The organism is Streptomyces sp. S4.7, from assembly GCF_010384365.1.
Taxonomy (GTDB): domain Bacteria; phylum Actinomycetota; class Actinomycetes; order Streptomycetales; family Streptomycetaceae; genus Streptomyces.
Map to the genome: position 1 here is coordinate 1,578,187 of NZ_CP048397.1, position 17,830 is coordinate 1,596,016.

14 protein-coding genes are annotated in these 17,830 nt (G+C 70.6%); all 14 read right to left on the minus strand.

Annotated elements, in window-relative coordinates; genetic code table 11:
- Positions 1 to 676: 676 nt before the first annotated feature.
- The 14 genes from SSPS47_RS06995 to uvrC all read right to left on the minus strand — a co-directional run bounded on the left by SSPS47_RS06995 (position 677) and on the right by uvrC (position 17,728).
- Positions 677 to 2,188 (minus strand): PH domain-containing protein, encoded by a 1,512-nt coding sequence (locus SSPS47_RS06995; protein WP_239064798.1) that lies wholly within the window; start codon positions 2,186 to 2,188, stop codon positions 677 to 679.
- Positions 2,185 to 2,682 carry a PH domain-containing protein gene (locus tag SSPS47_RS07000; protein WP_164249555.1) on the minus strand — a complete coding sequence of 166 codons (498 nt, stop codon included), beginning with the start codon at positions 2,680 to 2,682 and terminating at the stop codon, positions 2,185 to 2,187. Before SSPS47_RS07000 ends, SSPS47_RS06995 begins: the two co-directional genes overlap by 4 nt.
- A 4-nt stretch (positions 2,683 to 2,686) precedes the next feature.
- Positions 2,687 to 4,366, minus strand: a complete 1,680-nt coding sequence (gene pgi / locus SSPS47_RS07005; RefSeq protein WP_164249556.1) for a glucose-6-phosphate isomerase — start codon at positions 4,364 to 4,366, stop codon at positions 2,687 to 2,689.
- Positions 4,367 to 4,435: 69 nt separating this feature from the next.
- Positions 4,436 to 5,629, minus strand: a complete 1,194-nt coding sequence (locus SSPS47_RS07010; RefSeq protein WP_164254427.1) for an MFS transporter — start codon at positions 5,627 to 5,629, stop codon at positions 4,436 to 4,438.
- A 180-nt stretch (positions 5,630 to 5,809) separates the two neighbouring features.
- Complete coding sequence (locus SSPS47_RS07015; protein WP_003957010.1) at positions 5,810 to 6,145, minus strand: RNA polymerase-binding protein RbpA; 336 nt, start codon at positions 6,143 to 6,145, stop codon at positions 5,810 to 5,812.
- Positions 6,146 to 6,325: 180 nt separating this feature from the next.
- Positions 6,326 to 6,562, minus strand: a complete 237-nt coding sequence (secG, locus tag SSPS47_RS07020) for a preprotein translocase subunit SecG (protein ID WP_063889525.1) — start codon at positions 6,560 to 6,562, stop codon at positions 6,326 to 6,328.
- A gap of 155 nt (positions 6,563 to 6,717) precedes the next feature.
- The gene (gene tpiA, locus SSPS47_RS07025) at positions 6,718 to 7,518 is read right to left on the minus strand and encodes a triose-phosphate isomerase (RefSeq protein WP_147872201.1); all 801 of its coding nucleotides are present in this window, start codon (positions 7,516 to 7,518) and stop codon (positions 6,718 to 6,720) included.
- A 7-nt stretch (positions 7,519 to 7,525) separates the two neighbouring features.
- Entirely contained in the window at positions 7,526 to 8,737 is a 1,212-nt protein-coding gene (locus SSPS47_RS07030; protein WP_164249557.1) for a phosphoglycerate kinase, read from the minus strand.
- Positions 8,738 to 8,895: 158 nt separating this feature from the next.
- Positions 8,896 to 9,900, minus strand: a complete 1,005-nt coding sequence (gene gap, locus SSPS47_RS07035; RefSeq protein ID WP_164249558.1) for a type I glyceraldehyde-3-phosphate dehydrogenase — start codon at positions 9,898 to 9,900, stop codon at positions 8,896 to 8,898.
- A 174-nt stretch (positions 9,901 to 10,074) separates the two neighbouring features.
- A complete protein-coding gene (locus SSPS47_RS07040) occupies positions 10,075 to 12,402 on the minus strand; it encodes a M14 family metallopeptidase (RefSeq protein WP_164249559.1) in 2,328 nt (775 codons plus the stop codon).
- A 188-nt stretch (positions 12,403 to 12,590) separates the two neighbouring features.
- Positions 12,591 to 13,580 (minus strand): DNA-binding protein WhiA, encoded by a 990-nt coding sequence (gene whiA, locus SSPS47_RS07045; RefSeq protein ID WP_023542507.1) that lies wholly within the window; start codon positions 13,578 to 13,580, stop codon positions 12,591 to 12,593.
- Entirely contained in the window at positions 13,571 to 14,605 is a 1,035-nt protein-coding gene (gene yvcK / locus SSPS47_RS07050) for a uridine diphosphate-N-acetylglucosamine-binding protein YvcK (RefSeq protein WP_164249560.1), read from the minus strand. Before yvcK ends, whiA begins: the two co-directional genes overlap by 10 nt.
- Positions 14,602 to 15,642: an RNase adapter RapZ gene (gene rapZ / locus SSPS47_RS07055; RefSeq protein WP_239064799.1), complete on the minus strand. Its 1,041-nt coding sequence runs from the start codon at positions 15,640 to 15,642 to the stop codon at positions 14,602 to 14,604. The genes yvcK and rapZ overlap by 4 nt, the downstream gene beginning before the upstream one ends.
- A complete protein-coding gene (gene uvrC, locus SSPS47_RS07060; protein WP_164249562.1) occupies positions 15,635 to 17,728 on the minus strand; it encodes an excinuclease ABC subunit UvrC in 2,094 nt (697 codons plus the stop codon). Before uvrC ends, rapZ begins: the two co-directional genes overlap by 8 nt.
- Positions 17,729 to 17,830: the final 102 nt, after the last annotated feature.

Here is a 17,830-nt window from a genome sequence, read left to right on the forward strand (position 1 = left end):
GGCTGATGGCCGCCCACCCGCATCCGGACCTCGCCCACACGGCCAATCTGCGGCGGCTCGCCACTCGCCCCGGCCTCCGTGTCCGAGTGGTGGGCCGGATCGACCCCGATCGCGCCGCCACCCTGCGTCCCCTGGCTGTCGGGCCGGTGCCGGGCACCGAGGCGACCCTGCGTCTGCCGCCGGAGTGGCTGGACCGTGCCGATCTCGGCTACGACCGTCTCCAGGGGGCGCATCTCCCGCCGCCCGACGTCTGTCCCCCGACCGCGCCCGAGCACACCGGGCCCGACATGCTGGCCGACTCCCCCGTCTGGCGCGTCCGCCGTCTGACGGAACTCGCCGTCGCAGGCGGGCGCCGGGCGGTCGCCGAGTCCGCCCGCGGCGGCGGCTCGCGCGGCGACGGCGCCGCGCTGCGGGCCACCGGGTTCCACACCGCCGCCGAGCTGAGCGGGGCTCTCGGCTTCGAGGCGGACCGCCGCACCCGTGACACCTTCGGCCGGATCCGCGACGACGGGACGGACCGCTACGCGTCGGCGTGGCTCGCCGCCGCCTTCCATCTCACCAGCACGGAGCGGGCGTTGGTGCGCGCGAGCTGGGCCGCGGAGTAGTACCACCGGGCGGGCCGGGCGGGTTGCCCCGCGGCCCGCCCGGCGACCGGGGGCACACGCCAGGAGCCCCGCTACTTCTCCAGGAAGGGCTCCAGCAGCCCCGGCACGGCGCGCACCGCGAACGCCAGCCCCTCGCCCTCCGCCGCGTCGTACACGTCGTACGCCCCGTCCCCGGCCGCCGTCGTCGCCGTGAGCGTCAACAGCCCGGCCCGGCGCTGGAAGTACGACTGCCTGACCGTCCAGCCGATGACACCGCCCCGCTGGAGCGCGACGGTGGAACGGCGGACCGTGCCCGAGCGGGCGACCAGATAGCCGCCGCTGAGTCCGTGCCCGAGGCTGCGGTAGGCGTCGAGCGCGAGCAGCACCGCGACGGGCAGCAGCACCGCCGCGCAGACGGCGGCGACGGGGAGCAGCACGTCGCTGACGAGCAGCCCGGGAATCAGCAGGACCAGCACCGGCACCAGCGCGGAGCCCACCGCCCAGCGCAGCCGTCTGCCGCGCGCGGCGAGCGGGTGCGCGGTGAGCCCGGCCGCACCGGTCGGGGACGTGGTCTCGCGCAGGACCTGCGCGGCCACCAGGTCCGCGGCGGCCCTCGGCGCGGCCGGCAGCAGTGTCTTGAGATCGGTGTGCTTGTCGTCGTCCTGGGCGAGCCCCGTGGCGACGGCGTCGACCCGTGCGGCGCCGACCAGCCGCACTCCCAGGGGCTCGACCAGTTCCACACCCCGCAGCCTGCGCTCCTCCATGGAGACGGACCGAGAGGTGAAGAGACCTCGCCGGACGCGCAGGGTGCCGCCGGGCTCGCGCTCCAGCCGGTAGTTCCACCACATCTCGACCCAGAGGCCGAGCGAGCCGACTATGCCCGCGAGGAGCGCCGCGACCACGAGCACCAGGATCATCGTGAGGATCGAGGTGTCGCGGAACCGGTCGCCGATCCAGTCGATCACCTCGTGCTGGACCCCGAACCACTCGCTGACCTGCATCACACCGCCCGCCGCCGCCCCGCCCAGCAGGGGCGCGACGAAGGAGAGGGGCGCGTACCGGATCCAGCGGGGATCGAGAACGGCCAGCATGCCGTCCCGGTGCGCTCCGGCGGTGTCGGAGGGGGTGCGGTCGAGCAGCTCCGTACGGAGGCGCTCGCCCTCCGCGCGGGTGACCGGGTCGAGTTCCAGGGTGGATTCGCCGCCGCTGTGCTCCCCCGTACCGATCCGGACCTTCACCAGGCCGAGGATCCGCAGCAGGGGATTGGCCGTCAGATCGACGCTCCTGATCCGTTCGCGGCCCAGTGAGCGGCGTTTGACCAGGAGCAGGCCGGTGTGGAGTTCGGCCCGGTCGGGGCCGATGCGGTAGCGGGTCCGGCGCCAGCGGACGTGGTCGGCGCCGATGCCGCAGACGATCATCAGCAGTGCCGCGGGCAGTACCCAGGCGAGCGCGCGCCCGGCCCCCATACCGCCGGAGAGGCCGACGGCGGTGGGTACTCCCGCGCCGGTCGCGACGCCGGTCATGACGGCGGCGGTGACCAGCAGGGTGCGCCTGTCGAGCTTGCGCCACTCCTCCCCGGGCGCGGGGACGGCGGCCGTGCTCACGTCGCGTCCCCGGGCGTCGCCTGGGTGATGTGGGTCAGCCGCTCGGCCAGTTCGGCGGCCAGTTCATGGCCGAGCCCCTCGATCCGTACGGCTCCTTTGGAGGAGGCGGTGGTGACGATGACGGTGGAGAGCTTGAACAGCTGCTCCAGCGGCCCCCGTACGGTGTCGACGGTCTGGATCCGGGACATCGGCGCGATCCGCCACTCCTGCCAGAAGTAGCCGGTGCGGACGTAGACCGCTTCGTCCGTCACCTCCCAGCGGTGCACCCGGAACCACCAGATCGGCATGAGGACCGCGCAGGCCAGGCCGAGCACGGCCAGGACGGCGGCGGGCACCAGCAGCCAGACGCGGGCCGGGGCTATGAGCGCGCCCAGCAGCGCGAGGACGGCCACCGGTGCCAGGGTGAGCAGCAGCCACTGCGCCCGCCACCAGGTGACCGCCCTCTCGTTCAGTGTGTTGTCGGGCGGCCGGAGCCGCCGCTCCCCCTCCGTCATCGGCTCAACGCCCCCGCAGCGCCCGGTACTTCTCGACCAGCTCCGCCGTCGAGGCGTCCAGCGGCTTGTCGGCCGGGCTCTCCCGTCCGCCGTCGATCTGGGTGAGGATCGGCTCGATCTCCTTGGCGAGGACCTTGCCCAGCTCCACGCCCCACTGGTCGAAGGAGTCGATGTTCCACACCGCGCCCTGAACGAAGACCTTGTGCTCGTAGAGTGCGATGAGCTGGCCGAGTACGGAGGGGGTCAGCGACTCGGCGAGGATGGTGGTGGTCGGGTGGTTGCCCCGGAACGTCTTGTGCGGCGCGAGCTCGTCGGGGACGCCCTCGGCCCGGACCTCTTCCGGGGTCTTGCCGAAGGCGAGCGCCTGGGTCTGGGCGAAGAAGTTGGCCATCAGCAGGTCGTGCTGGGCGATCAGCCGGTGCGGGAGGTCGTCGACGGGCCGGCCGAAGCCGATGAAGTCGGCGGGGATGACCTTCGTACCCTGGTGGATCAACTGGTAGTACGCGTGCTGGCCGTTGGTGCCGGGGGTGCCCCAGACGACCGGTCCCGTCTGCCACTCCACGGGCTCGCCGTCGCGGTCCACGGACTTGCCGTTGGACTCCATGTCGAGCTGCTGGAGATACGCGGTGAACCGGGACAGGTAGTGGCTGTACGGCAGGACGGCATGTGACTGGGCGTCGAAGAACGCCCCGTACCAGACCCCCAGCAGGCCGAGCAGCAGCGGTGCGTTGGACTCGGCGGGCGCGGTGCGGAAGTGCTCGTCGACGAGGTGGAAGCCGTCGAGCATCTCGCGGAAGCTGTCGGGTCCGACGGCGATCATCAGGGAGAGCCCGATGGCGGAGTCGAAGGAGTACCGGCCGCCGACCCAGTCCCAGAACTCGAACATGTTGGCGGTGTCGATGCCGAAGTCGGCGACCTTCTCCGCGTTCGTGGACAGCGCCACGAAGTGTCTGGCCACCGCGTCCTGATCGCTCTGGAGCTCGGTCAGCAGCCAGTTGCGGGCCGAAGTGGCGTTGGTGATGGTCTCGATGGTGGTGAAGGTCTTGGACGCGATGACGAACAGCGTCTCGGCGGCGTCCAGATCGCGTACGGCCTCGTGCAGGTCCGCGCCGTCGACGTTCGACACGAAACGGACCGTCAGATCGCGGTCGGTGAAGGACCTCAGCGCCTCGTAGGCCATCGCCGGGCCGAGGTCGGAGCCGCCGATCCCGACGTTGACGACGTTACGGATGGGCCGGCCCGTGTGGCCGAGCCATTCGCCCGCCCTGACCTTCTCGGCGAAGGCGGCCATCTTGTCGAGGACGGCGTGCACACCGGGCACGACGTTCTCGCCGTCGACCTCGACGACCGCCTCGCGCGGGGCGCGCAGCGCGGTGTGCAGCACCGCCCGGTCCTCGGTGGTGTTGATCCTCTCGCCGCGGAACATCGCGTCCCGCAGCTCGGCGACGCCGGTGGCCGCCGCCAGTTCACGCAGCAGCGTGAGCGTCTCGTCCGTCACCAGATGCTTGGAGTAGTCCAGGTAGAGGTCACCGACCTGGAGGGTGTAGCCGGTGCCGCGCGCCGGGTCCTCGGCGAACAGCTCCCGCAGACTCCTCTCCCCCAGCTGCTCACGATGCTTTCCCAGCGCGCTCCACTGGGGCATCCGGTTGAGCCTGGCGCGGCCTTCTGCCTTGTTCTCGGACATCTTGCTCCAGCCCACTTCTTCTCGTACGTGACTGCCTGCGTGAGTGCGGTGCCCAGCTGCCCTCCCAACCTAATTGATCAGAGCGCCGAGCGACGCGACACCGAGCGTGAACGCACCGGCCGCGAGCAGCGCGGGCGCGTTGAGTCCCCAGGCCCCCGCCACCAGCCCGCCGAGCAGCGCGCCGAACGGTGCCCCGGCGATGGCGAGCGTGCGGAAGGCGGAGCTGATCCGGCCCAGCATCTCGGCGGGGCTGCGCTCCTGGACCAGCGTCGCCTGGTTCACGTTCCAGACCATGCCCATGACCGCGAAGACGGCCATGGCGGCGATCGCCGCGGTGAGTTCACGGACGGTCCCGAGCACGGTCAGCGCGCAGGTCTGGACGATCCCGGCGACCAGGACGCTGCGGATGCGCCCGATCCGGGCCGAGAGCCGCGGCGCGACCAGTCCGCCGGCGACACTGGCGACGCCGAACGCCGTGATGACCGCCGCGTATCCGCTGATTCCCGCGTCCAGCCAGCCGGTGATGTGCAGGACGAGGGTCGCGATCAGGGCGCCCATGCCGATGTTCGACAGGGCGGTCGCGACGGACAGGCCGCGCAGCGCGCTGTCCCGCCACAGGGCGCGCATGCCTTCGGCCATCTCCGTGCGCAGGGTGCTGCCGGCCGCCTTCGGGGCCCTTGCCGGTGCGTCGGTCCGCAGGGAGGCGATGAGCAGCGCGCCGACGACATAGGTGGCGGCGTTGGCCGCGAACGGGGCGGAGGCACCGAGGATCAGGAGCGCGGGCACCAGCGGCGCCGCGAGGAAGCCACTGGCGACCTGCTGTCCGGTCATCAGGCGGGCGTTGGCGCCGGCCAGCGTGTCACGGGGGACGACGGCGGGCAGCAGGGCCGTGGCCGCGTTGTCGAAGAGCGTCTGGAAGGTGGTCAGCAGGAAGGCGAGGACGAGCAGCAGCGCGATCGTGCCGTGGTCCAGCGCGACGGCGAGTGCGAAGCCGGCCATCAGCGCGCCGCGCAGCAGGTCGACGGCCCACATGGCGCGCCGCTGGTCGACCCGGTCCGCGACGGCGCCGCCCAGCAGTCCGAACAGCAGCCAGGGCACATAGCCGCAGGCCGTCACCGAGGCGATCAGCAGGGGGTCGTCGGTCAACGAGGCCGCGAGCAGCGGCAGCGCGGCGGTCCGCAGCGAGTCCCCGAACCGGGAGATGACGGCCGCGCCCCACAGCCGTCCGAACCCCCCGCGCCACGCGGGCACCCGCGCCCGCACCGCGCTCTCCTCCGCCGGCGCCTGTTCGTCGGTCGCCGGCCCGCCCGCCGCCGCTTCGTCCGTCGTCACAACTGTCCCTTTCGGTCATCCTGTTCGGACCGTAGGGGATGGCACTGACAATCGGCCGTCCGCGAAAACGACTCCGGCCGGACACCTTTGGGTGCCCGGCCGGATCAATTTCTAGATTTCGCCCCGCAGTTTGGCGAGGGCTTCGGCGAGGATCGCCTCGCCGTCCGCGTCGCTGCGCCGTTCTCGTACGTAGGCGAGATGTGTCTTGTACGGCTCTGTGCGCGGTGGGTCCGGGGGATTGTCCCGGTCCTGGCCGGCCGGGAATCCGCATCGTGGGCAGTCCCACGTGTCCGGAACCTGTGCGTCGCTGGCGAAGCTCGGCTGCGTCTCGTGCCCGTTGGAGCACCAGAAGGAGATGCGCAGGCGTGGCGCGGACTCGCCACGCTCGGCCTCACCCATCGGCCCCGCTCCGACCCGGCTTCCCCGGATCGCGTTGCCACTTGCCACGGTCGTAACTCCCTGCGTGAATGGTGCCGCAAGCATCAAGCGTCGAGAGGCAGCTCCGCTGTCGAGCGCCCCAGTCTACGTATGGCCCAACGCGCGTCCAGTGAGTGGAGTTACACCCCCACCGCCGGGACGCAGGGCCTCATGATAGGCCGCGCCCCCGGCGCCGTACCGTACGACTTATCAGTTGTCCAGCTTCATCAGCAGACCAAGCACGACAATGCAGGCGAACCATCCCATACCGACCACGATGGTGATGCGGTCGAGGTTGCGCTCGGCGACCGAGGAACCACCGACGGACGACTGCATACCGCCACCGAACATGTCGGAGAGACCGCCGCCCTTCCCCTTGTGCATCAGCACCAGCAGCATCAGCAGCAGGCTGAAGACGATCAGGGCGATCGAGAACCCCATAATCACGGCTGGACCCTACTTTCCGGAATTCTCTCGAAATGAATTTGATTCGGTATTGAACCGAATTGAACAGGACCACAATGGACAACGGGGGCCGGCGGCATGTGTGAGATGCCGACTCGGCCCCCGTCAGGGTACGACGGATCCGCGCCGCCGCATACTTACTGGTCGCGGAACCTGACGATCTTGACGAACTCCTCGGCGTCCAGCGCCGCACCGCCGACAAGGGCACCGTCCACATCGGGCTGCGCCATGATCGCGGCGACATTCCCGGACTTCACCGAGCCGCCGTACTGAATGCGCACCTGGTCGGCCAGCTCCTGGGAGTACAGCTGCGCGAGCCGGGCGCGGATCGCTCCGCACACCTCCTGCGCGTCCTCGGGGGTGGCGACCTCGCCGGTGCCGATGGCCCACACCGGCTCGTACGCGATCACGACGGACTCGGCCTGGTCGGCCGGGATGTCCTTGAGGCCGCCGTCGAGCTGCGCGAGCGTGTACGGGACCTGCTCGCCCGCCTTGCGGACGTCCAGCCCCTCGCCGATGCACAGGATCGGGGTCAGGCCGTGCTTGTAGGCGGCCCGCACCTTGGCGTTGCACTGCTCGTCGGTCTCGGCGTGGTACTGGCGGCGCTCGCTGTGGCCGACGGCCACGTACGTGCACTTCAGCTTGGCCAGCATCGGCCCGGAGACCTCGCCGGTGTACGCGCCGGAGTCGTGCGAGGAGATGTCCTGGGCGCCGTACTTGATCTTGAGCTTGTCGCCGTCGACCAGCGTCTGTACGGAGCGCAGATCGGTGAACGGCACCAGGACGGCCGTCTCGACCGCGTCGTGGTCCTTGTCACTCAGGGCGAAGGCGAGCTTCTGGACGTGCGCGATGGCCTCGAGGTGGTTGAGGTTCATCTTCCAGTTGCCCGCCATCAGCGGGGTACGGGCGTTCTTCTCGGTCGGGGTTGCAGCTGCCATCAGTAGGTCAGTCCTCCAGTGCGGCGAGGCCGGGAAGCGTCTTGCCTTCGAGGTATTCGAGGCTCGCGCCGCCACCGGTCGAAATGTGGCCGAATGCGTTTTCGTCGAATCCGAGGATCCGGACGGCGGCGGCGGAGTCGCCACCACCGACGACAGTGAAGGCGTCGGAGTCGATCAGGGCCTGGGCGACGGCCCGGGTGCCCTCGGCGTAGTCGGGGTGCTCGAAGACACCCATGGGGCCGTTCCAGAAGACGGTCGTCGCGTCGGCGAGCTTCGACGCGTACAGCCGGTTGGTCTGCGGACCGCTGTCCAGACCCATCTGACCGGCGGGAATGGCGTCGACGGCGACGGTCTCCGGGTTGGCCGGCGCCTTCGTCCTGAGGTCGGGGAAGGAGGGCGCGACGAGTACGTCGACCGGCAGGACGAACTCCACGCCCCGCTCGTCGGCGCGCTTGAGATACTCCTGGACCGCCGGGATCTGGTCCTCCTGGAGCAGCGAGGCGCCGACCTCGTAACCCTGGGCCTTGAGGAAGGTGTACGCCATGCCGCCGCCGATCAGGATGCGGTCGGCCTTCTCCAGGAGGTGGTCGATGACCCCGAGCTTGTCGGAGACCTTGGCGCCGCCGAGGACGACCGCGTACGGCCGCTTCACGTCCTCGGTGAGCTTCTTGAGCACCCCGACCTCGGTGGCGATGAGACCGCCGGCCGCGTGCGGCAGCCGGGCCGGCAGGTCGAAGACCGAGGCGTGCTTGCGGTGCACGGCGCCGAAGCCGTCGCCGACGTAGAGGTCGGCGAGTTCGGCGAGCCGGTCGGCGAAGGCGCCGCGCTCGGCGTCGTCCTTCGACGTCTCACCGGCGTTGAAGCGCAGGTTCTCGAGGACGGCGACCTGTCCGTCCCCGAGCGCGGTGACGACGGCCTTCGCCGAGTCGCCCACGGTGTCGGTCGCGAACGCGACGTCGGCGCCGAGGAGTTCACCCAGACGAGCGGCGGCGGGGGCCAGCGAGAAGGCGGGGTCGGGCGCGCCCTTCGGGCGGCCGAGGTGGGACGCCACGACGACCCGGGCGCCGGCCCCGGCGAGCCTGGCGACGGTCGGCAGCACGGCGCGGATCCGGCCGTCGTCCGTGATGGTGGTGCCGTCGAGCGGCACGTTGAGGTCGGCGCGGACGAAGACGCGCTTGCCGGCGACCCCTTCGTCGAGAAGTTCGTCGATCGTCTTCATGTATCAGTGACTCCTTGAGAGCGGCTCCACGTCCCGCGACGTAGCGAGCACACAGAAGAGCGAGCACACACAGCACACGGACGACAGGGCCCGGTCAGCGCCACGTCGCGCCGCACGAGCCCTGTCGTTCACATCGGGAGTTGTCTACCGGACCGGCGTCAGAGCTGACCGCCGACGAAGGTGGTCAGGTCGACCAGCCGGTTGGAGTAGCCCCACTCATTGTCGTACCAGCCGATGATCTTCACGCTCTTGCCCTGGACCAGGGTCAGGGAGGCGTCGAAGGTGCAGGAGGCCGGCCAGTTGACGATGTCCGAGGAGACGATCGGGTCCTCGGTGTAGTCCAGCAGACCCTTGAGCTGGCCCTCGGCGGCCTTCTGGAACGCGGCGTTGACCTCGTCCTTGGTCACCTCGCGCTCCAGCTCGACGACCAGGTCGGTGACGGAGCCCGTCGGGACCGGGACGCGCATCGCGATGCCGTCGAGCTTGCCCTCCAGCTCCGGGATCACCAGGGCCGTCGCCTTGGCGGCGCCCGTGGTGGTCGGAATGATGTTCTCGGCGGCGGCACGGGCGCGGCGCAGGTCCTTGTGCGGGAAGTCCAGGATGCGCTGGTCGTTGGTGTACGCGTGGACCGTCGTCATCAGGCCCTTGACGATGCCGAAGTTCTCCAGGAGAACCTTGGCCATCGGCGCCACACAGTTGGTGGTGCACGAGGCGTTGGAGATGACGTGGTGGTTGGCCGCGTCGTACTTGTCCTGGTTGACGCCCATCACGATGGTGATGTCCTCGTCCTTGGCCGGAGCCGAGATGAGGACCTTCTTGGCGCCGCCCGCGATGTGCTTCTCGGCGTCGGCCTTCTTGGTGAAGATGCCGGTCGACTCGACGACGACGTCGACGCCCAGCTCACCCCAGGGGATGTCGGCCGGGTTGCGCTCGGAGAGCACCTTGAACGTCTTGCCGTCGACCGTGATCGTGTCGGCGGTGTGGCCCACCTCTGCCTTGAGGCGACCCATGATCGTGTCGTACTTCAGCAGATGAGCGGTGGTCGCGGTGTCACCCAGGTCGTTGACAGCCACGATCTCGATGTCGGCACCCTGCTCCAGCAGCGCGCGGAAGTAGCTGCGACCGATGCGGCCAAAGCCGTTGATGCCTACGCGGATCGTCACGAACCGATCTCCTCGTTGGTACGCCGGGTTTCGACGCCGGCGAGTGCGTATGGGATGTCCCCGACCACTTATGACCCTACCTCCCCCCGGACGCCTCGGTGACATCGACCGGGCGGGTACGGACCGGCGCCGCCCCGTACCGCCGGGTAGGGGTACGGGGCGGCGCGGTCGAGGTCAGCCGCGCAGGGCCCGCAGCGCCTTCCCGAGCAGCGCCGCGCGCCGCTCCGCGTCCGTGATCTGCTCCAGCCCGAAGCCGAGCAGGACGGTGTCCTTCGTGGTGACCGCCGCCGCGCCGGTCCCGGTGTCGTACGTGCCCGCCGCCTCGCTGGCGAAGTACGGGAAGAGGTCCGGGGCGAGGACGGAGGAGGTGACGGTGTACGTACCGGCCTGGTCCAGCGGGTTGCCCGGCGCCGCGCCGAGCGGGCCCGACGCCCCGAGGAGGGCGCCCGCCCCGGTGAAGGCGGTGGCGCCGGCCGTGGAGGTCCGCCCGTACGCGCCGAGGTAGTACTGGCTGAAGTCGTTCGTACGGGTCCGGCCGACCTGTGCGTTGCCACCGGCCTGCTCGCCCGCCTCGATCAGCTTGCCGCCCTCGTTGAGGAAGTCACGGACCGCCAGTTGGGTGTCACCGCCCGGGGCGGCGGCGCCGGTGTGGTGGACGACGGTGGAGAAGTGGCTCAGGACTCCCAGGTGGTGCGGTGCGCCCTGTTCGGCGACGTCCCAGACGGCGGCGTCGAGGCCGTTGGCCCGCAGCGCGTCGACGTACGGCTGCGCGTACTGCGCGGGCGCGCCCTCCTCGGCGACGACGAGGGTGTCGGCCCTGGGGCGCTCGGCGACGGTGTAGGTGAAGCGGTCGCTGGTGGTGCGCTTGCCGCTCTTCGTACGGCCGGTGAACCAGACCTCGACGCGGTCGCCCGCGTCGGCGTCCTCGACCTCGGCGCGGAACTCGTCGAAGTGGAGGTTGTCCTCGCCGCCGTAGGTCTCGCCGCCCTTCCAGGCGCGGAGCTTCTCGTCGTGCGTCCGGCCGCCGTTGATCCGGTAGTTCAGCTCCTTGTCACGCACCGACTTGCGGGCCGTGACGGCGACTTCCTGGTCGGCGCCGCGTCCGTAGGAGGTGGTGAAGGTGTCGGGGGTGAAGTCGGGGGCGCTCAGACCGACCGGGGACGACGGCTGGTCGGGGTGGGAGGCGGTCTCGGCGACGGAGAGCGCGAACGGGATGTTCTTGGCGAACTCCGCCTGGATCAGCTTCTCGTCGTCGGGGAAGTTGAAGCCTGACCGGCAGTCGTCCGCTTCCCACGCGTCGTCGGGGATGCTGTCGGACACCGTCTCGCAGGTGGTCATCTCCGGGGTGAACATCATGATCCCGTTGACGTTGGCACCGTGTCCGTCCGCCTCGCCGTTGGTGGTGTAGAGCTCGGAGGAGACCTGCGGGTAGTAGCCGGGGACGGCGGAGTTCTCGGGGGTGCCGGCGAGAGACCGGTAGAGGACGTCGTCGGGGGTCGGGGTGGCGACCTGCCAGCCCACGCCGTAGAGGAGCAGTTCGGCGGCGGAGTGGTAGTTGATGCCGTAGTCGAACCCGACGCGCTTTTGGAGGCTGTCGATCGCCCGGGTCTCCGGCTCGGAGCCGGGCGAGGCGCCCCGGTAGGTCTCACCGGTGGACAGCGGGGACGAACCCTCGTTGTCGTAGCCCCACTTGTAGGTGAAGTTCCGGTTGAGGTCAATGCCGTCGCCGCGGGAGATGACGCCGTCGCCGTTGACGTCGCGGAGGTTCTTGCGCCAGAGACGGTTGGCGTCGGCGGCGTGGGTCCAGTCGTAGCCGTCGGGGTTGGCCGACAGGACGAACCACAGCTCGGTGGAGTCGACGATCTCGGTGATCCGGCGGTCCTTGCCGTAGTTGTCCAGATAGTGGTGCATCAGCCGCCGCGTCATCTCGGGAGTGATCCACTCCCTGGCGTGCTGGTTGGACATGTAGAGCACGGAGGGCCTGGCGCCGTCCTTGCTCCTGGCCGCGCCCTTGGTGAGCTTGAGGGCGAGGATGTCCTTGCCCTGGACCGTCCTGCCGATCGAGACGACCTTGGTGAGTCCCGGGTGGGCCGCGGCGGTCTCCCGTATCTCCTCCTGGAGATTGCCCGGACCGCTGTACGGGCGGTAGACGCCGTCCCCGGCCGCCTTCAGCCGGGATTCCGCTTGCGGGGAGACCGTCCGCTCGGTGACCTCGACGCCCTTCGTCCCCAGATCGCGTGCCTGGTCGTCGGTGAGGAACAGCTGGACCTTCGCCCTGCCGCCGGGCGGGACGGATTCGCCCAGTTCGTGGGCGTCCTGGCCGGCCGCGAGGAGCAGTGGCACCTGCTCGGCGGTGACCTCGGCGTCGAAGACCTTCAGGGTGTCCGCGGCCGAAGCCGGGGAGTTCCCGGCCGCGGTCTCGGCGCCGGCGCCGGGCGCCGCCGTTATTCCGCTCAGCAACAGTGCGCCCGCCGCGAGGATCGATCTCGCTCCGCGTCTCATGTGCCCCCCTTGCCTGGTCCGTCACAGGCGTGACGGGACGCCGCCAGGCTCGCCAAGCTGCATGACCATGTCAAGAGTGCGTCGAGGCCGTGCGAAATGCCGCTGTCGGCCCCCGTGGGGCACCGGCAGCGGCACATTGGCGTCGCGCGGTCGGAGCGCGACACATCCTCTTGTGGAGAGGAGGCCGGTCAGCCGACGAGGCCGTCCGCCATCTCCTCCGAGAGCGTCGACTCGGTGCCCGGAATGCCCAGGTCCTGCGCCTTCTTGTCCGCCATGGCCAGCAGCCTGCGGATCCGTCCGGCCACCGCGTCCTTGGTGAGGGCCGGGTCGGCGAGCGCGCCCAGCTCCTCCAGCGACGCCTGCTTGTGCTCCATCCGCAGACGGCCGGCGGCGGCGAGGTGCTCGGGCACCTCCTCGCCCAGGATCTCCAGCGCCCGCTGTACCCGGGCCCCGGCCGCCACGGCCGCGCGGGCCGAGCGGCGCAGGTTCGCGTCGTCGAAGTTGGCGAGACGGTTGGCCGTCGCGCGGACCTCGCGGCGCATCCGCCGCTCCTCCCACGCCAGCACCGACTCGTGCGCCCCGAGCCGCGTCAGCAGCGCACCGATCGCGTCCCCGTCGCGTACGACGACCCGGTCCACACCGCGCACCTCGCGCGCCTTGGACGGGATCTGGAGCCTGCGGGCCGCGCCGACGAGCGCGAGGGCCGCCTCCGGCCCCGGGCAGGTCACCTCCAGCGAGGAGGAACGCCCCGGCTCGGTGAGCGAGCCGTGCGCGAGGAACGCGCCGCGCCAGGCCGCCTCGGCGTCGCAGGTCGCACCGGAGACCACCTGGGGAGGCAGTCCGCGGATCGGCCGGCCGCGGCCGTCGACCAGACCGGTCTGACGGGCCAGCTGGTCACCGCCGGTAATCACCCGTACGACGTAGCGACTGCCGCGGCGGAGTCCGCCGGGGGCCATCACCACGAGCTCCGAGTTGTGCCCGAAGATCTCCAGGATGTCCTTGCGGAGCCGGCGCGCGGCGATGCTGGTGTCCAGCTCCGCCTCGATCACAATGCGTCCGCTCACGAGGTGGAGACCACCCGCGAACCGGAGAATCGCCGAGACTTCCGCCTTCCTGCAGCACGTACGGGTGACGGGAAGCCGGGCGATCTCGTCCTTAACCGCTGCCGTCATCGCCATGGGCCGATCCTTCCATGCATCCGGAAAATACGGTCGTACGCGGCGGCCAACAGCTCCGGGTCATGCTTCGGAACCCCGTCCGGCCGGGCCACGGGAGCCAGCTCGACCGCGGCACCGAGCCGCTGCGCGGCATCGGAGAGTGATTCGCTGTCGGGCACGGCGGCCTCGTCGGCAAGCACCACGTCCAGGGCGAGTTTAGGGGCGTGTCGTCCCAAAACCTCCAAATGACGCTGCGGTGAGAAGCCATCGGTTTCACCGGGTTGCGGCGCGAGGTTCAGCGAGAGGACCCGGCGGGCCTTCGTCTCGACGAGCGCGTCGAGCAGCTCGGGCACCAGCAGATGGGGGATCACGGAGGAGAACCAGGAGCCGGGGCCGAGCACCACCCAGTCGGCGTCCAGGACGGCGGCGACGGCCTCGGGGACCGCCGGCGGGTCGTTCGGCACGAGATGCACGGACTGCACCTCGCCGCGGGTCAGGGCGACGGTGGCCTGTCCCCGTACGGTCTCGATGTCGTCCGGACGGGCCGGGTCGTGGCCCCGTACGAGCGCCTGGAGCTCCAGCGGCACCGCCGACATCGGCAGCACCCGGCCGTGGGCACCGAGGAGCTTGCCGACCAGGTCCAGGGCCAGGACATGGTCGCCGAGCTGTTCCCAGAGGGCGACGATCAGCAGATTGCCGACGGCGTGCTCGTGCAGGTCGCCCCTGGACTGGAAGCGGTGCTGGATGACCCGGGCCCAGGTCTGGCCCCAGTCGTCGTCGCCGCACAGCGCGGCCAGCGCCTTGCGCAGATCGCCGGGCGGCAGCACGCCCAGCTCCTCGCGGAGCCGGCCGCTGGAGCCGCCGTCGTCGGCGACCGTGACGACGGCCGTGAGGTCGCCGGTGATCCGGCGCAGCGCCGTCAGGGAGGCCGACAGCCCCATGCCGCCGCCGAGCGCGACGACCTTGGGCTGAGCACCGCGCCCACGCCCGGCCAGCGCCGGTGCGGCCCTGCGCAGCCGACGCAGCCGGAAGTTGCGTCCGGTCACTCGCGCCCCATGTCCCGGTGGACGACCACGGTCTCCATTCCCTCGGCGGCCAGCCGGGCGCCGAGCTTCTCCGACATGGCGACGGAGCGGTGCTTGCCGCCGGTGCAGCCGACGGCGACGGTCACATAGCGCTTGCCCTCGCGGCGGTAACCGGTGGCGATCAGCTCCAGCAGCTCCGTGTAGCGGTCGAGGAACTCCTTGGCACCCGGCTGGTTGAAGACATAGCCGGACACCTCCTCGTTGAGACCGGTGAAGGGGCGCAGCTCGGGGACCCAGTGCGGGTTCGGCAGGAAGCGGCAGTCGACGACGAGGTCGGCGTCGACGGGCAGGCCGTACTTGTAGCCGAACGACATGACGGTGGCCCGCAGCTCCGGCTCCTCGTCACCGGCGAACTGGGCGTCCATCTTGGCGCGCAGCTCGTGGACGTTGAGGCTGGAGGTGTCGATCACCAGGTCGGCGTCGCCGCGCAGCTCGCGCAGCAGGTCGCGCTCGGCCTCGATGCCGTCGACGATCCGGCCGTCACCCTGGAGGGGGTGCGGACGGCGTACGGACTCGAAGCGGCGGACCAGGGCCTCGTCGGAGGACTCCAGGAAGACGATCCGCCGGGTCACCTGCTTGGCGTCGAGGTCGGCCAGGGACTCACGGAGGTTGTCGAAGAAGCGACGGCCCCGGACGTCGACGACCACGGCGATCCGCGCCACGTTGCCCTGCGAGCGGGCGCCGAGCTCCACCATCGTGGGGATGAGCGCGGGCGGCAGGTTGTCCACGACGAACCAGCCGAGGTCCTCCAGGCACTTGGCGGCCGTGCTGCGGCCCGCTCCGGACATGCCGGAGATGATCACCAGCTCGGGGATGGCGGGCTCGGGGGCGCTCCCTTCGGGGACGGCCGGGCCGCCCGTCGTGCCGGGCCCTCCCGCGGGCTCACCCGCGGTCGCCCCGGTGGACTTCCCGCCGGCCTTCTCGGCCGCCACCTCCGCGGCCTCCTTGGGCTCACCCGTACTCACGTCCGCCACTCCGTCCCGGTCTCGCTCAGTCATGCGTGCTGCCCCCGTCGTCTTCCATGATCTCTCCTGTCGCCGTGTTCACAGCGGGCGCGGCGGGTGCCGCCTGCGCGAGGGCCACGGCCACGGACTCGGCCGTCTTGCGGCCGAGCCCCGGCACCTCACAGATCTGCTCGATTGTGGCCTGCCGGAGCTTCTTCACCGAGCCGAAATGCTTGATGAGCGCCTGCTTCCGGGTCTCGCCGAGGCCGGGGACGTCGTCCAGGGGGCTGCTCCGGATGCGTTTCGCCCGTTTCGCCCGCTGATAGGTGATGGCGAAGCGGTGGGCCTCGTCGCGTACGCGCTGGAGGAGGTACAGGCCCTCGCTGGAGCGGGGCAGCACCACGGGGTCGTCGTCATCGGGCACCCAGACCTCTTCGAGGCGCTTGGCGAGGCCGCAGACGGCGACGTCGTCGATGCCCAGCTCGTCCATGGCGCGCTTGGCGGCGGCGACCTGGGGCTGACCGCCGTCGACGACGACGAGCTGGGGCGGGTAGGCGAAGCGCCTGGGCCTTCCGTCGTCGTCCTTCAGGGAAGGTCCGGAGCGCCCGTTCCGGCCGGTCTCCCCGGTCTCGGCGGCTTCCCCGGTCTCTCCGTTCTCCCCGTACTCGGCGGTTGAGGTGGGGTCCTGGTCGGCGGGCCCCTCTTCCTCCTCCGTCCACTCCCCCGTCCGCTCCTTCTCGGCGAGGTAGCGCCTGAAGCGCCGGCCGATCACCTCGTGCATGGAGCGGACGTCGTCCTGGCCCTCGAAGCCCTTGATCTGGAAGCGGCGGTACTCGCCCTTGCGGGCGAGACCGTCCTCGAAGACGACCATCGAGGCGACGACGTCGTCACCCTGGAGGTGCGAGATGTCGAAGCACTCGATACGCAGCGGCACACTGTCCAGCCCAAGAGCCGCGGCGATCTCCTCCAGGGCGCGCGAGCGCGTCGTGAGGTCGCTCGCCCGCTTCGTCTTGTGCAGGACGAGGGACTGCTGGGCGTTGCGCCCCACCGTCGCCATCAGGTCCTTCTTGTCACCGCGCTGCGGGATGCGCAGCGACACCTGCGAGCCCCGGCGCTCGCTCAGCCACTGGCCGAGCGCCTCTGTGGCCCGCGGATCCTCCGGGAGGGCGGGAACGAGCACCTCCTTGGGAACGGAGTCGCCGATCTGCTCCCCGTACAGCTGCTGGAGCGCGTGCTCGACGAGACCCGCCGTGTCGACCGCCTCGACCTTGTCGGTGACCCAGCCGCGCTGGCCGCGGACCCGTCCGCCGCGGACGTGGAAGATCTGTACGGCCGCTTCCAGTTCGTCCTCGGCGACGGCGATCAGATCGGCGTCGGTGGCGTCGGCGAGGACGACGGCGCTCTTCTCCATCGCCCGGCGCAGCGCCCCTATGTCGTCGCGCAGCCGGCCCGCCTTCTCGTACTCCATGTCCTCGGCGGCGATCGCCATCCGCTGCTCCAGACGGCGGATGTAGGCGCCGGTGCGGCCGGCCATGAAGTCACAGAACTCCTCGGCCAGTTGACGGTGCTCGTCCGGGGTGACACGGCCGACGCAGGGCGCCGAGCACTTGCCGATGTAGCCGAGGAGACAGGGGCGTCCGGTGCGCTCCGCGTTCTTGAACACTCCGGCGGAGCAGGTGCGTACGGGAAAGACACGGAGCATCAGGTCGACGGTCTCGCGGATCGCCCAGGCGTGGCCGTACGGACCGAAGTAGCGCACGCCCTTCTTCTTGGCACCGCGCATCACCTGCACGCGCGGGAACTCCTCGTTCAGCGTGACCGCGAGATACGGATAGCTCTTGTCGTCGCGGTACTTGACGTTGAACCGGGGGTCGTACTCCTTGATCCACGAGTACTCCAGCTGGAGCGCCTCGACCTCGGTGGAGACGACGGTCCACTCGACGGACGCGGCCGTGGTGACCATCGTGCGGGTGCGCGGGTGGAGATTCGCGAGGTCCTGGAAGTAGCTGGAGAGCCGGGGACGCAGGCTCTTGGCCTTCCCGACGTAGATCACCCGGCGGTGATCGTCGCGGAATTTGTAGACCCCCGGGGAGTCGGGGATCTGTCCCGGCTTGGGGCGGTAGCTGGAGGGGTCGGCCATGTCCTCCACCCTACTTGCGGGCACCGACACTGTGGCCGTGGCGGGTGGGGGCGAGGGGGTGTCGCGGGGGTGTGCCGGGAGTGTTCCGGGGGCCGTGAGGGG

Excerpts from the sequence above, each read along its gene's own strand:
- rapZ (WP_239064799.1), bottom strand. The coding sequence starts at position 15,642 with ATGACTGAGCGAGACCGGGACGGAGTGGCGGACGTGAGTACGGGTGAG.
- SSPS47_RS07000 (WP_164249555.1), bottom strand. The coding sequence starts at position 2,682 with ATGACGGAGGGGGAGCGGCGGCTCCGGCCGCCCGACAACACACTGAAC.
- pgi (WP_164249556.1), bottom strand. The coding sequence starts at position 4,366 with ATGTCCGAGAACAAGGCAGAAGGCCGCGCCAGGCTCAACCGGATGCCC.
- SSPS47_RS07040 (WP_164249559.1), bottom strand. The coding sequence starts at position 12,402 with ATGAGACGCGGAGCGAGATCGATCCTCGCGGCGGGCGCACTGTTGCTG.
- uvrC (WP_164249562.1), bottom strand. The coding sequence starts at position 17,728 with ATGGCCGACCCCTCCAGCTACCGCCCCAAGCCGGGACAGATCCCCGAC.
- tpiA (WP_147872201.1), bottom strand. The coding sequence starts at position 7,518 with ATGGCAGCTGCAACCCCGACCGAGAAGAACGCCCGTACCCCGCTGATG.
- SSPS47_RS07030 (WP_164249557.1), bottom strand. The coding sequence starts at position 8,737 with ATGAAGACGATCGACGAACTTCTCGACGAAGGGGTCGCCGGCAAGCGC.
- whiA (WP_023542507.1), bottom strand. The coding sequence starts at position 13,580 with ATGGCGATGACGGCAGCGGTTAAGGACGAGATCGCCCGGCTTCCCGTC.